Here is a 13,818-nt window from a genome sequence, read left to right on the forward strand (position 1 = left end):
GAAAGTGGACTTTCCCCGTATCCCGAAGGGGTACATCCTCACAAATAAGATATATATATCTTATTATTATAAAGATACTTACAGCTCTCCATCTAATACTTCCCATCTCCTTTGCAAAACTATTAGCCTGTCCCTTATTTTAGAGGCCGTAGGCCTTGTAATTTTTAGTTGTTCTTTTTAGCCTCCGGTTTCTGTTGCGGAATTAGCTCATCTAGTTTGGCTTTTGAGTGCTCATCCCCCTGTTCCGCTGCCTTTTGATACCAATAGATGGCGTTCTTTTGATCTTTGACCCCGGTGACCCCTGCCAAATACAAATCCCCCACTGACCTTTGGGCATTCATGTAGCCCAACATTGCAGAACTTAATAAAAGTTTAAAGGCTAATTGACGATCTTCTTTAACTTTTTCTCCTACAATATAATATCCAGCTAAAATAAACAATGCTTCGGAATCCCCTTTTTGTGCCGCCTTCATAAACCATTGAATGGACTCTTCCTCTTTGCCTGTTTTGTCTCGCTTGACCAATTCTTTGGCATAGTCCACCTCTGCGTAAACATATCCTTTCATTGCAGACTTTTTGAGCCAATAGAAGGCATTTTCTAAATTTTTATCTGTTACCGTACCAAAACGATAATATTGACTTAATGTGAATTGCGCTTCTGCATGACTACTCATAGCTGCCTTTTTATACCATAAAAATGCCTTCTTCTTGTCCTCTGGAACACCAATTCCTAATGCATAATAAATACCCAATCGATATTGAGCCGTAGCATATCCTGCTTCAGCGGCTTTTAACATCCATTCAAAGCTTTTCTTTTCATCCTTCTCTTTTGTTTCTGCGTAATTAGAGAGAACAGCCATGTTATACATCTGCAGTGGTGTTAATTGATTATTATCTAAACTCATTATATAATCCTGAATTTCCTTAGTATTCAGAACAATTGAGTGAAACCCTTCAGGTAAATAATCATACAGTTTCATTTGCGCTGGCGTATAGCCCTTATTTGCTAATTCAGAATAGATCGTAACGGCTTTATTTATGTCACTTTTTCTCCCGTATCCCACCATGTATTTTTCAGCCTCCTGAAATAATTCATCATCACTTTGACCTTTCACGATCGCATAATCCCCGTGCTTGCCAGAGATGATCTTCATCTGGGCTTCAGATGACTTTTGTGGTGAACAGCCGTAGGTAGTTAGAGTGAACAAGAGTAGTATCAGTTTTTTCATTTTTATCTTTCCTCAGGAATAAACACAGGTTGGGCATCCTTATCATAATATATTTCATAGGGCACACCGTTGGAATACATAGTCCCTTTATTTTTTTCTTTTAAATTTTTATCATTCTTTCTCATCTTTTCTGCTTTTTCTTCATTCTCGATTTTTTTCTCTTCATCTTTTTGCTCCTGTGTTTTGTTGCGTTCCTTTAACTTTCGCATTTTATCAATCCCCATCCCCCATAATTCCTTAATACCTTCAAAAACCTTATTGACATCATCCATACTATTTTCAATAACTTTTTTGCCAGCATCTATAGGATTACCATCACCACCTTTTGCCTTGTCTTTAGCAACTTCCACCACTACCTTCTTAATTACTCCCCCAACTTCTCCGGGGGCCGGAACGAACTCAGCAACACCGCTTACCACAGTATCCTTTGCTGCATCTTTTATCTCTTGCTGCTTTTTATTCAATTTTTCAGCCGCTTGGTCTTTTTCCACTTGTGAATGATGATTAGGATCGGTCCACCCATTCTCATCGGTGCTTTTTTGTAAAGGGCTAGTTCCGCCCCCGACCCCAACCGGCGCACCCGGTCCGGCGAACAGATTGCGAATATCGTTCACATTCCCCATCCATCCCGTATCTGTGTCAGTCTCGTTGCCGCTAGTGGTATTAGCTGACGCCAGAGTCATGACACCGGTGGGTGTCTGGTTCTTATTCCTTCTGCCCAGTAACTCCTGCCAGAAATCCTGTTTTGTATTGTAATCCTGCACGGCATATCCGCCTTGATCAGAGCGGTCATTTTCATACTGGGCCACCAATTGGTCTTGCAGCACTGCCTGCTCCTTGCGCAATTTATTTATCTCCCGGCTAAGTTCCAAGGCCTTCTGTCTTTGCTCCGCTAGGGCCGGGTCACTATTGTATTTTGCGTTCGCTTGACTGAAAACACTCCCCACCCTGATAGATAAGGTCTTGGCCGTATCCACATACGCCCCGTTACGCCCTTCCATTACCGCATCGTACTTGTACGTTACCATCCGACTCCCACCCGTGTTCCAGTCATAACGCCATCTATATTCCTCATATTCAAAGTATCCCAGCCAATAGATTTCCGTGATATTGCCATACTTAAACTCCAAGAGAGGGTCAACTAAATCATGCCTAGACCACTGCGAGATATTGCCATCCTTCTCCAGGATAATCACCTCCCACTCTTTAGGCTGCGGATACGACACCCCGAGCATTGCCGCCAATGGCTTGACCCCTTCGGCTTCCGCCCTCAATCCCGCCAATATCCTTTCCCTGTTCCCTTCATTTTCCTCTTTGTCCAGCCCTGTTAGCCGGGAATTGATACTTGCTGTCCTATTCAGCAACTCTTTATAATGTTTATCGAAATATTCCTTTGAATTTTGGCGTTCAAAGAATAAGAATAAAGCGGCTAAAACCTTGAACGAGTATTTATCTGCGGCAAGTGCCTTCCTATCTTGGATGATAAAAGTTAAACGTACCCTTGAGAACTCCCTGAGTGTCATTGACAGAGTAGAACAGCGAGGGCATGAAACCAGAAAACGCCGTGCCTTTACTGCTAAAGAAATCCAATTATTATTAGAGGTAAGCCCTGCCCATCGTCGCCTTGCCTATCTTGTCGCCCTTTACACAGGGCTAAGAAAAAATGAAGTTGAGAATCTTGAATGGCGGGATATTGATCTGGAAAATAAGAGAATAATTCTACGGGCCGAATTCACTAAAAATAAAAAAGCGGATATCCTTCAGATAGCAAGTGAACTCTTATTAGTGTTTTAAAAGAAAAGATCAGAAATTCAAGATACAAACCAAAGGGTTGTGCAATTTGTTCCTGAATATCGAACGATGCAAAAGGACTTGGAAAAGGCTGGCATTCCTTACAAAGACAAGCTGGGGCGTCAAGTCGACTATCATTCATTCAGGTTGACCTTGGCGACTTGGTTAATAGATTCTGGGGCTCATGCCCTGACCGTTCAAAAAATCATGAGGCATAGCGACCTTAAAACAACAAACTATCACTATTATGATGCTTCCAAGACGAATTTTGAAGAGGTATTGAGCCATTTGTCCCGACTAGATCAAAACCGCACACTAAAACGCACACTAAAACGCATAGAAACCACTTACAGCGATGATTCTGGCTGTGCACCTCAGTTCACCTCGGACGAAAATCAAACATACACAGAACCCCTGAAAAATAAGGGTGAAAATCACTTTATGGCATCTGTGTGCACCTCTGGGCATGGGGAAGAAAATGGCTGCCCGACTAGGATTCGAACCTAGACGCTTGCCTCCAAAGGGCAATGTGCTACCGTTACACTATCGGGCAGTACTTCACGAAAGAAAGGGCATTATTACCTGACCCCGAAAGCGATGGCAACTGGATTTTGTAAAAAAATCATTAGCTACTGGCGCTTGTATAGTGCCTCAGGGCAAAACGCCAAAACAGAGCCGAGGCACCCATCATCCAGACACATCCCCCAATAAAAAAAAGAATGCTCAGGGAAAGATTTGGACCAGTGGTAATATCATTAAAAAGTCGGACTGGTACATTTGACACGACCATGACTGGAATAATGATCGACATGGCAAATTGCATCAGGCGCGGGGCGACCCCGAATACAGCATCAGGATACCGGGCGATATTCATGAGGGTGTAATAACCATAAACCAGACCTTGAGCCTTAATAATCCAGAATGAGATACTCGACAAAAGCATCATCATCCCATAATGGATACACATCGCCAGTAGGATTCCGGCAAAAAAGAGGACGATCTGGAGTAATGACGGGACAAACCCGAGTTTCATACAGGCATATGCCACAAATACCAGCCCGACAAACCCATTAATGAGGTTATCGAACCCGAATTTCTGGACAGAGACTGCAAATTGCGCATTCATGGGCTGGAGCAGGATAAAATCGAGTTTCCCCGTCCTGATCAATTCTGGCAAATTCGTCAGGTTCATAAAAAAGAAGGCTTGAAAGAACTGGCTCGTCATGTGGTGCGCACCAAAAAGCATGACGACCTGCCATTTATTCCATCCAGCGACTTCTTTTGTATGGAGGAAGATGACTTCGATCAGAGCAATTTGCGCAAAAAACCAGAGAGCCTCACAAATGAGCCAGAGCCAGAAATTTGCGGCGAAATTCATCTCCCGGATGATGGAGTTACGCAGTAGGATTTTATAAATTTTGAAATATCTTTTCATCCCCGTTATCCCCCGACCGCGGTATATTTTTTTAATCCTTTTGACCAGAGGAACCGTGCAGTCACATAACAGATTATTATCCACGCAATTTGCACCAAATATCCGAAAACCATCTCCTGGCCACTGATCCGCTGGTTGAATATCCCGATGGGAAAATAAAGTTCGTACGGAAACGGGGTCCACTTGATAATCCTGTAAATCCATTCGGGCATCAGATCCAAGGGGAATAGGTGTCCCGAGAAAAAGTATTCCAGCGAAAAGAAGATAAAAACCAATGTGGAAACCTCTAATATCCAGAATGTAATGAGGGCAATAGTATAACAAATCAGAAATTGAAGTGTAGCCGCCAAAACCAATGCCAAGGCTGTGTAAAAGTAAACGGCCGGATCGACAGGCAAATCAATAAAACGTCCAAAACTAATGAAAAGGATGCTGAGAGGAGCAATAGTGACCACTGAATACACCAAGCGGCCAGCTAAAAACAGGCTAAAACGGTAGTAGAGATAACTGATCGGTTTCAACAAAAAGGAGTTCAGGTTCCCGTCCCGAATATCCGAGGAAATCTGCCATTCATCATCCAATGGCATGACCAAAGACTCGAAAAGGCTTACTAGCAGGAAATAAAACACCATATTTCCAAATGTGTATCCATTAATCTCCTCTGATGTTGCCCCCGCATAAATAGCCTTCCAGAAAAACATCATTCCGAAAAATGGAATAAAACTAAATACCATCCGGATCAGGAAATTCCAACGGTAAACAAAGGTATTCTGGAGTCCTGTCTGGAAAACAGTGGTATATGTCCTGATAGCACTCATGCAACGGGTTTATTCTGGTTAAAGACTTCCCGGATAATATCTTCAACAGGGACTTCTTCTATATTAATATCGTCAACCCCTTCCAAAGCCAGCAGATCGCGGCACACTGTCGTTATCCGGCTTCGTTTGACCCGGATTTTCAAGCTTTGGGCTTTGAGTTCAAGCACCTCCCCCATCAAACTGAAATCCATCGGTACAATTTGCGTACGGCACTCGATATTCACGATCTTGTGATCTGAGAATTGTGCTAAAATAGAATCGAGCCTCCCATTATAAACGAGGTGACCATGGTCGATGATCATGACCCGTTCACACAGTTCCTCGATATCCTGCATATAATGGCTGGTCAGAATCGTTGTAATCTTATTTTCGTGGTTATACCCTTTCAGGAATTCGCGAACCGTTTTCTGGGCATTAACGTCTAATCCAATGGTTGGTTCATCTAAGAGAAGTACTTTCGGATTATATATCAATGCGTTAATCAGTTCAAATTTCATCCTTTCACCCAAGGAAAGCTCCCGCACCATGACATTTAGTTTGTGCCGGACATCGAGCAACCCCGTTAATTCATCGAGTCTTTTTCTGAAACTCTCCTGTTCAATCTCATAAATAACAGCGGTTAACTCCAAAGACTCTTGGGCTGGTAAATCCCACCAAAGGGCATTTTTCTGTCCCATGACCAGTGCAAATTGCTTTTTAAACCGGTTATCCCGCTCGGAAGGGATAAATCCAAGGACCGTAGCCTCACCTGAGGTTGGATGGATCAGTCCTGATAACATTTTGAGGGTAGTCGTTTTTCCAGCCCCATTGGGGCCGAGGAATCCGACGAGTTCCCCCTCCTCTATCGTAAAAGAAACCCCTTGGGCGGCATGGGTGGACTGGTATTCCCTACTGACGAGGCCTTTGATGGCTCCCCAAAAACCTGGTTTCTTTTTATATGTTTTATAGGTTTTACCGAGATTATTGGCGACGATGGCAGACATGTGGGGCGGACATTAGCAGATTATTTTCTCCCCGCAAAGGTCCTGACTATAAAAAAATCATTCTCTCTTCTCCTTGCCTTGTCTCGATTGCTCCATTAGAAATATCATTATATGAAAAAAATACTTTTCGGGTTATCCGGTCTGCTTTTAGCTGCGGCATTATTTTCAGGCTGTGCTTCGACAGGTGGCGGTTCATCAAAGGGTATAATCGGTGCGAGTAACTACTCCGTACCCGTAAAAAAGCCAACTAACCCCAAGGATGTTGTCGTTAAAGTCTCCTTGAAAAACCAAGCTGTTTACGTCATGGAAAATGGCCAACCTCTGATGGTCACAGCGACTTGTGTCGGCAAACCCGGACACCCGACACCGACAGGCACCTACAAAGTAACGACAAAAAAGAAGGATCGTCGCTCGGGAACCTATGGCTTTTATGTGAATGATGCGACTGGACAGATTAAACCCGCTCATGTCAAAGACAGGCCCGCCGGATCCGGTTGGCGTTATGTGGGGCATCCCCTGCCCTATTGGGTGGAGTTCTACCCCGGTTACGGTTTCCATGTCGGATGGGTGTGGCCAGAACCCAAAACACACGGTTGTCTACGCCTGCACGAAAATGTCACAGCCGATTTTTATGATATCGTAGAAGTTGGAAACACGGTTATCATTGCAGAGAGCCTGCCTGAAGACCAAACCCTCGGACGTAATCTTAAACGTCCTACAGATTATACGGCTCCTGATCCCAAGAGTAGTTTCCTGACCAGTTCGAGCTTCTACGAAGTTTACATCCCCTACGTGGATTCAAAGAAAAAAGCGATGTAATGCGATTACAGAATTAATGTGAGGTCAAGGTTAACTCCAGACCTTGCATTTATCCCCCGTTGATCAATATCCAAACGGAAGGGAAATCGACCCTAACCCAACCAACCGCTATAAAAAAAACATCGGGCCGACACACCTATTCTCTCAAATCTATCCAAAAATCAAAAGTGACACCAAGCCAAAGTCTGAATATCCGGCCATAGATTTAATTTGTCGTTAAGAGAAGAAAAGAACGAAGTTATTCCGTTTTATTAAAGTTTATATCCAGCTCACGGGCGGCTTTAACCTCGTCCATACGTTGAACGGGCAGTGTGTAAGGTGCCCCTGCAAGTTTTTTCGGGTCTTCATCGATTTCACGGGCAATTTGCAGCATGGCCTCGGCAAATTCATCCAGAGTCTTACGACTCTCGGTTTCCGTCGGCTCGATCATTATACATTCTTTGACAATTTGAGGCCAGTAAATGGTCGGTGAATGGAACCCGAAATCCAAAAGTCGTTTTGCAATATCACGGGCACTCGATCCTTTTGCTTTTTGTTGATCCCCACTGAGGACAAATTCATGCATACATGGCACATCGTAAGGAAGAGTGTATTGTCCTTTGAGTTTTTCCTTCAGATAATTCGCGTTCACAATGGCACCTTTGGAGATACGGCGCATTCCTTCCGCCCCATGGGCTCGAATATAGGTATAAGCACGGACGAGAACACCGAAGTTCCCGTAAAACGAACGTATTTTGCCAATTGAATCCGGTAACTGACTATCCCAGGAATACCCGTAGGAGCGGTCTTGATTATCCGCCTTGCGGATACGCGGGACAGGTAAAAAGTCTGCGAGGCTTTTTTTGACCCCTACAGGTCCTGCCCCAGGACCACCACCACCATGGGGTGTGCTGAAAGATTTATGGAGGTTCAGGTGGATAACGTCAAAACCCATGTCTCCTGGACGGGCGAGCCCGAGCAATGCATTCAGATTTGCACCGTCATAATAGAGGAGCCCGCCTTGGTCATGAACCATCTGCGCAATTTGCACGATATTTTTCTCAAACAGGCCGACCGTATTCGGATTGGTCAACATCAGGGCGGCGACTTGGTCATCCAAGGCCATTTTTAAGGAATCCAGATCCACGCAGCCGTCCGCACCCGATTTTATCGTGACAACCTCATAACCGGCTAGCCTTGCACTACTGGGATTCGTCCCGTGGGAAGAGTCCGGCACCAGTACCTTTGTCCGCTTCTCCCCTTTACTTTTAAAATACTCACGGATCACCATGATCCCCGTGTACTCACCGTGGGCTCCAGCCGCCGGTTGGAGAGTGACCTCATCCATGCCGGTGATTCCACAAAGCATTTGCTCGAGTTCATAAAGAAGCTGCATGGCCCCTTGGCAGGATTTCTCCGGCTGATAAGGGTGTATCTGAGCGAACCCGGAAAGTGCTGCGGCACGATCATTTATCTTTGGGTTATACTTCATTGTGCAGGAACCTAACGGATAAAAATTCGTATCAATCGAGAAATTCAACTGCGAAAGGCGTGTGAAATGCCGGACACAATCAACTTCTGAGACCTCCGGTAACACAGGCTCCTGTGAACGCAACAAATGTGCTGGGATAGGATAATCATCCGGAATATCGTTTATGACGGGAAATGTGGTCGCCCGGTGGCCGGAGACACTTTTTTCAAAAATAGGGGCTTCGAGGCGTTTCATACAGCGGCTGCTTTAGAGGAAAGTATTTGAATGGCTTCGCCGAGTTCTCAGACAAAATGGTCGATCTCATTTTTGGTTTTAGTTTCAGTGACACAGACAAGTAATTCATTTTTCAGGTGAGGGAAGAATCTCGAAAGCGGTAATCCGGCAAATGTGCCCGTCTCTGCGAGTTCCTCACAAAGTGCGACGGCCTCAACAGGCAGTTTAACGACAAATTCATTAAAGAATGGGGCCTGATCATTCAGGTGCATGATCTGAGCCCCGTCAATTGCAGCAATTTGCGTGGCAGCATAGTGGCTGAGTTTAAGATTAAGTTCACCTACCTCTCGCATTCCTTTTTTGCCGAGCATACAAAGGTAAATCGTCGCTCGCAGGGCCATCAAGGATTGGTTCGTACAAATATTTGACGTCGCCTTTTCACGGCGGATATGTTGTTCCCTTGCTTGTAATGTCAGGCAATACCCCAAGTCTCCACAAGTATCAACAGTACGCCCGACCAACCGCCCGGGGATTTTGTGGACAAATTGTTTCGAGCAGGTAAAAAAGCCCAAATACGGACCACCAAACGAGACGGGAATCCCAAGAGGTTGGCCTTCACCCACACAAATATCGGCGCCGTATTCACCGGGGGCTTTCAAGACGCCCAAGCTTATGGGATTCACCACTGCGACAAAAAACGCCCCTTTTGATTTGATCACTTTCGAAAACTGCTCCATTTCCTCGATTGTCCCAAAGAAATTCGGGGACTGGACAAAAACAGCCGCTGTTTTTTCATCAATTAATTTTTCCAATGAATCCAAATCCGTGCGTCCATTTTTTTCCGGGATGATCACCACTTCTGCATCTATCGGCCCCAGATAGGTGCGGATGACCTGGATATATTCCGGATGGATACAACCTGAAATGAGTAATTTATTCTTCGCCGGATCAATATTCAATGTCATGAAGGCCGCCTCACCGAGGGCTGAGGCACCATCGTAGAGCGAGGCATTCGAGACATCTAATCCTGTCAAGGCACACATGAGACTCTGGTACTCGTAGATAACTTGAAGGGTTCCCTGACTCGCCTCGGCTTGGTAAGGCGTGTAGGCGGTGTAGAATTCCCCGCGCCCCGAAAGGTAATCAACGACCGTGGGAATAAAATGGTCATACGCCCCCGCACCGAGAAAACTTAAATATTCATCAATCGGCCAGTTCTGCGCAGCAATTTGTTTCATCTCCCTCATGAGTTCAAGCTCGGTCAAGGGAGCAGGAAGATTCATTTCCGGGAATCGGAGCTTTTCGGGGATAGTGGCGATGAGATCGTCAAAGGATTGATAACCGCTGGCGCGGATCATGTCTTGAAGGTCATTGTCAGAACTCGGTATGTAATCCATAATTTTCCAGAAAATGCCTGTAATCGTACAGGCGTAAAAAAGGTCTATTAACCACCGATTTGGGTAGAATAATCTGTTGCTGATTTAAGGGAATCCACCTCGCCGGCATCAGAGAGCTTGATTTTGAATATCCATCCACTGCCATAAGGATCCGTATTCACATCCGCCGGATTATTCGGTAAAGCCTCATTTACCGAAATAATCTCGCCCGAGACTGGTGAATAAATATCGGAGGCGGCCTTCACCGACTCAATCACTGCCACAGGCGACCCCTTGGAAACGGTTGCCCCGACTTTAGGGAGCTCTACATACACGACATCGGTGAGTTCATACTGGGCATGGTCGGTGATCCCCACGATCCCGATATTTTCCTCGACCTTGAGCCATTCATGAGATTCAGCGTATTTAAGAGTATCTGGAACGTTTGACATAGATAATTTTGGGTTAGGATGATTTTTTAATAAAAGGTTTCTTTACTACTTTGACGGGATATTTCATATCGCGGATTTGGATTTCGAGCAATTGTCCAGGACGTGAATAAGGACCGGCCACATAAGCCATGCCGATACCCTTTTTGAGGCTTGGAGAAATGCTACCACTGGTAACCTCTCCGATTTCTTGGCCTTCGAAGAAAAGCTTATAATGGGCCCGAGGGGGCGGAGCTTTTACGTCTGTTAGCTCGAAAGCCACCAGTTTTGTGGGGGGGAAAGTGACTCTATGGGCTTCCAAGGTGAGACGCCCGATAAAATCAGGTTTCTCCAGTGCTACAAAATAACCTAATCCCGCCTCAATCGGGGATTTAAGGGGTGAAAGATCATTCCCGTTGAGTGGATAACACGCCTCTAGACGCAGTGTATCACGCGCCCCGAGCCCACAAGGCGTCACCCCTGCATCTATAAAAGCATTCCAGATTTTGCCCGCGGAGTTTGCTTCGAAAAATATCTCCACACCATCTTCCCCGGTGTAACCAGTCCTACTTAAAAGCAATCTGACCCCCAGCACTTCCACTTTTATAATCTCATTTTTTAGAGGAAGAGATTGTATTCCAAATCGTTCACTTAATAAACCGGCTGTCTCAGGACCTTGAATGGCAAGTGCAGCCATTTGCTCCGAGAGATTAGTGACTTGAACAAGATAGCCCGACGAGAATTTCTGTAACCACTCAAAATCCTCATCAATATGGGAAGCATTGACCACGAGAAAATATTTCCCCTCAGCCATACGGAAAACGTAAAGATCATCGATGACGCCACCATTTTGATTGCAAAGGATTGAATATTGCCCTTGACCATTAGAGAGCTTGTTTACATCATTAGTTAACAAAAAATTTAGGAAGTCATCGGCATTCTCCCCCTCAACCATCAATTCTCCCATGTGACTGATATCGAATAACCCACAATTTGAGCGGACGGCTTCGTGTTCTTTAAGGATTCCGGAATACTGCACTGGCATCAACCACCCTCCAAACTCAATCACCTTGCCTCCCAGCCGCATGTGCTCGTCGTAGAGGGGTGTCTTTTTGCAGATTGTAGAATCGGCCATGATTCTGAGAATAAAAGCAGTCCCCCTCTTGTGTCAACGAGCGACATGAATTTTATGAGATTTCTTGAAACATTTACCCGTAAACCCATGTTAAAACATGTATTCAAAACCATAAAACGCTTTGAATGATTAATTTTATACGGTTTGCATTGTTAAAAACCTTGTGTTAGTTTTGAAAAGATCGCACTTATATAAAAAATCATGTCTGAAAATACCCCTAAGAAAAACAATCGTAAAAACCCGAAGAACGATAACAATAAAAATCCTAATGACAATCAAGGCCCCCAATTGAATTGGAGGGGTCTACTAGTTGTTGTTCTTGTTATTGCCGCATTGCCGGTTGTTATCCAGTTACTTTCAAAGACCGAGTCCAGCGTCAAACTCATTAATTACAGTCCTGAATTTATCACATTACTGGATAATAAAAAAATCAAGGATGTGGTCATTAATAGCGACAAGGCTGCCGGGGAGGAATGGATTACCTACTCCTATTGGAAAGACGATAATAATTCCGAATTAGCCAAGGGCAAAACCATTGTTAATAGCCAATTCATGAAGGAACTCTCCGAGAAGCTCTCAGTCCAAGGAGTCACCGACATCAAATTTGATTATCCTGATACCACCTTTTTCAGGACTTTTCTCTACAGTATTCTCCCTATCCTTATTCTTTTCGGACTGATTTGGTTCATCTTTGCCCGACAATTTAAAAATGCCAGCCGCGGAGCCTTTAGCTTCGGCAAGAGCCGCGCCAAGGTCATGACACGCGAGAAAAATAGGATTACCTTCAAAGATGTGGCCGGGATAGAAGAGTCAAAAGAGGAAGTCCTTGAAATTGTTGATTTCCTCCGTGATCCAAAAAAATTCCAACGTTTGGGCGGACGTATTCCTAAGGGTGTACTCCTCGTCGGCCCTCCGGGTACGGGCAAAACCCTCTTGGCCAAGGCTATTGCAGGAGAAGCCGATGTTCCTTTCTTTAGTATCAGCGGATCGGATTTTGTTGAGATGTTTGTGGGTGTAGGGGCTAGTCGCGTCCGTGATATGTTTGAACAAGGTAAAAAACAGGCACCTTGTATTATCTTTATCGATGAAATTGATGCCGTGGGCCGCCATCGTGGGCACGGGACGGGCGGGGGCCATGACGAACGCGAACAAACATTAAATGCGTTGTTAGTGGAGATGGATGGATTTGACACCCAAGAAGGGGTCATCATCATTGCCGCCACAAACCGTAAAGATGTACTCGACCCGGCTCTCTTACGTCCGGGCCGTTTTGACCGTGAAGTACATGTCCCGCTGCCTGATGTCAAAGGGCGCGAGGAAATCCTCCGTGTCCACCTGAGAAAAATTAAAGTCAGTGAAACTGTCAATGTGTCCATAATCGCAAAAGCCACCCCCGGATTCTCCGGTGCGGAGCTGGCCAATGTGATTAATGAAGCGGCTTTAATCGCTGCCCGCCTGAATAAAAAGTCGGTCGAAACGGTCGATCTTGAGGAAGCACGTGACAAAGTGCGTTGGGGTCGTGAACGCCGCAGTCTGGCCATGAGTGAAAAAGAAAAAACCGGCACGGCGTGGCATGAAGCTGGGCACGCTTTACTCAATGTATTACTCACACATACCCATCCCCTGCACAAGGTCACAATTATTCCGCGCGGACTTTATTTAGGGGCGACCATGTACCTGCCGGAAGGGGATAAATACTCCATCCAACAAAAAGAAGCCCTCGATCTCCTTGTTGTGACGATGGGCGGGCGTATTGCCGAGCAACTTTACTCCGGTGATATCTCTAATGGTGCTTCCGGGGATATTTCCCAAGCCACCCATTTAGCCCGACGCATGGTTTGTGAATGGGGCATGAGCCGTCTGGGAATGATCCTCCTCGGGGACCACCCTGAATACGTTTTCTTGGGCCGGGATTTATCCCGTTCCCGCGAGTATAGCGAAAAAACAGCTGAAGAAATCGATGCTGAAGTAAAACGGATCATTGACGAAGCTTTCAAACGCGCAACAGAATTAATCCTTTCACACCGCAAAGAAGTCGAAATCATCGCCCAAGCCCTGCTTGAATTCGAGACTCTGGACGGTGCACAGATCAAAGATATTATCGATACCGGGAAAATGAC

The 13,818-nt window shown here is 45.2% G+C and carries 11 protein-coding genes, 1 tRNA gene and 1 pseudogene; 3 read left to right on the top strand and 10 right to left on the bottom strand.

Annotated features, from left to right (window positions below; all coding sequences use genetic code 11):
- Window positions 1-164 precede the first annotated feature (164 nt).
- The gene (locus tag SGI98_08280; protein MDZ4743397.1) at window positions 165-1,229 is read right to left on the bottom strand and encodes a tetratricopeptide repeat protein; all 1,065 of its coding nucleotides are present in this window, start codon (window positions 1,227-1,229) and stop codon (window positions 165-167) included.
- Window positions 1,230-1,231: 2 nt separating this feature from the next.
- Complete coding sequence (locus SGI98_08285; protein MDZ4743398.1) at window positions 1,232-2,752, bottom strand: hypothetical protein; 1,521 nt, start codon at window positions 2,750-2,752, stop codon at window positions 1,232-1,234.
- Here SGI98_08285 and SGI98_08290 point away from each other — a divergent pair.
- Window positions 2,709-3,527 (top strand): annotated as a pseudogene (locus SGI98_08290) (site-specific integrase). The gene SGI98_08285 and the pseudogene SGI98_08290 sit on opposite strands and share 44 nt — an antisense overlap.
- Here SGI98_08290 and SGI98_08295 read toward each other — a convergent pair.
- The 4 genes from SGI98_08295 to SGI98_08310 form a co-directional block, all read right to left on the bottom strand.
- Window positions 3,500-3,573: transfer RNA gene (locus SGI98_08295), tRNA-Gln, on the bottom strand. The pseudogene SGI98_08290 and the gene SGI98_08295 overlap by 28 nt on opposite strands.
- Window positions 3,574-3,645: 72 nt before the next feature.
- Window positions 3,646-4,455, bottom strand: coding sequence for an ABC-2 family transporter protein (locus SGI98_08300; GenBank protein MDZ4743399.1), 810 nt, complete (start codon window positions 4,453-4,455; stop codon window positions 3,646-3,648).
- Window positions 4,456-4,460: 5 nt separating this feature from the next.
- Window positions 4,461-5,273, bottom strand: coding sequence for an ABC-2 family transporter protein (locus tag SGI98_08305; protein MDZ4743400.1), 813 nt, complete (start codon window positions 5,271-5,273; stop codon window positions 4,461-4,463).
- Window positions 5,270-6,256 (bottom strand): ATP-binding cassette domain-containing protein, encoded by a 987-nt coding sequence (locus tag SGI98_08310; protein MDZ4743401.1) that lies wholly within the window; start codon window positions 6,254-6,256, stop codon window positions 5,270-5,272. The genes SGI98_08305 and SGI98_08310 overlap by 4 nt, the downstream gene beginning before the upstream one ends.
- Window positions 6,257-6,367: 111 nt before the next feature.
- Between SGI98_08310 and SGI98_08315 the strand changes: the two genes are divergently transcribed.
- Window positions 6,368-7,075: a L,D-transpeptidase gene (locus SGI98_08315; protein MDZ4743402.1), complete on the top strand. Its 708-nt coding sequence runs from the start codon at window positions 6,368-6,370 to the stop codon at window positions 7,073-7,075.
- A 238-nt stretch (window positions 7,076-7,313) separates the two neighbouring features.
- Here the strand turns inward: SGI98_08315 and gcvPB are convergent, their stop codons facing one another.
- The 4 genes from gcvPB to gcvT are packed head-to-tail and all read right to left on the bottom strand — an operon-like array spanning window position 7,314 to window position 11,698.
- Window positions 7,314-8,780, bottom strand: a complete 1,467-nt coding sequence (gene gcvPB / locus SGI98_08320) for an aminomethyl-transferring glycine dehydrogenase subunit GcvPB (protein ID MDZ4743403.1) — start codon at window positions 8,778-8,780, stop codon at window positions 7,314-7,316.
- A gap of 47 nt (window positions 8,781-8,827) precedes the next feature.
- On the bottom strand, window positions 8,828-10,156 hold the full coding sequence (gene gcvPA, locus SGI98_08325; protein MDZ4743404.1) for an aminomethyl-transferring glycine dehydrogenase subunit GcvPA: 1,329 nt from the start codon (window positions 10,154-10,156) through the stop codon (window positions 8,828-8,830).
- Between the two features lie 47 nt (window positions 10,157-10,203).
- Window positions 10,204-10,587 carry a glycine cleavage system protein GcvH gene (gene gcvH / locus SGI98_08330; GenBank protein ID MDZ4743405.1) on the bottom strand — a complete coding sequence of 128 codons (384 nt, stop codon included), beginning with the start codon at window positions 10,585-10,587 and terminating at the stop codon, window positions 10,204-10,206.
- A gap of 13 nt (window positions 10,588-10,600) precedes the next feature.
- On the bottom strand, window positions 10,601-11,698 hold the full coding sequence (gene gcvT, locus SGI98_08335; protein ID MDZ4743406.1) for a glycine cleavage system aminomethyltransferase GcvT: 1,098 nt from the start codon (window positions 11,696-11,698) through the stop codon (window positions 10,601-10,603).
- A 201-nt stretch (window positions 11,699-11,899) separates the two neighbouring features.
- Here gcvT and ftsH point away from each other — a divergent pair.
- Window positions 11,900-13,818, top strand: a 1,919-nt coding sequence (gene ftsH / locus SGI98_08340; GenBank protein ID MDZ4743407.1) for an ATP-dependent zinc metalloprotease FtsH, incomplete at its 3' end; no start/stop codon positions are given.

This window comes from Verrucomicrobiota bacterium, assembly GCA_034440155.1.
Lineage (GTDB): Bacteria > Verrucomicrobiota > Verrucomicrobiia > JAWXBN01 > JAWXBN01 > JAWXBN01.

Bases quoted from the DNA above. Each gene is read 5' to 3' on its own strand.
- SGI98_08310 (MDZ4743401.1), bottom strand. From the start codon at position 6,256: ATGTCTGCCATCGTCGCCAATAATCTCGGTAAAACCTATAAAACATAT.
- SGI98_08305 (MDZ4743400.1), bottom strand. From the start codon at position 5,273: ATGAGTGCTATCAGGACATATACCACTGTTTTCCAGACAGGACTCCAG.
- SGI98_08280 (MDZ4743397.1), bottom strand. From the start codon at position 1,229: ATGAAAAAACTGATACTACTCTTGTTCACTCTAACTACCTACGGCTGT.
- SGI98_08285 (MDZ4743398.1), bottom strand. From the start codon at position 2,752: ATGACACTCAGGGAGTTCTCAAGGGTACGTTTAACTTTTATCATCCAA.
- gcvT (MDZ4743406.1), bottom strand. From the start codon at position 11,698: ATGGCCGATTCTACAATCTGCAAAAAGACACCCCTCTACGACGAGCAC.
- gcvH (MDZ4743405.1), bottom strand. From the start codon at position 10,587: ATGTCAAACGTTCCAGATACTCTTAAATACGCTGAATCTCATGAATGG.
- gcvPA (MDZ4743404.1), bottom strand. From the start codon at position 10,156: ATGGATTACATACCGAGTTCTGACAATGACCTTCAAGACATGATCCGC.
- gcvPB (MDZ4743403.1), bottom strand. From the start codon at position 8,780: ATGAAACGCCTCGAAGCCCCTATTTTTGAAAAAAGTGTCTCCGGCCAC.
- SGI98_08300 (MDZ4743399.1), bottom strand. From the start codon at position 4,455: ATGAAAAGATATTTCAAAATTTATAAAATCCTACTGCGTAACTCCATC.
- SGI98_08315 (MDZ4743402.1), top strand. From the start codon at position 6,368: ATGAAAAAAATACTTTTCGGGTTATCCGGTCTGCTTTTAGCTGCGGCA.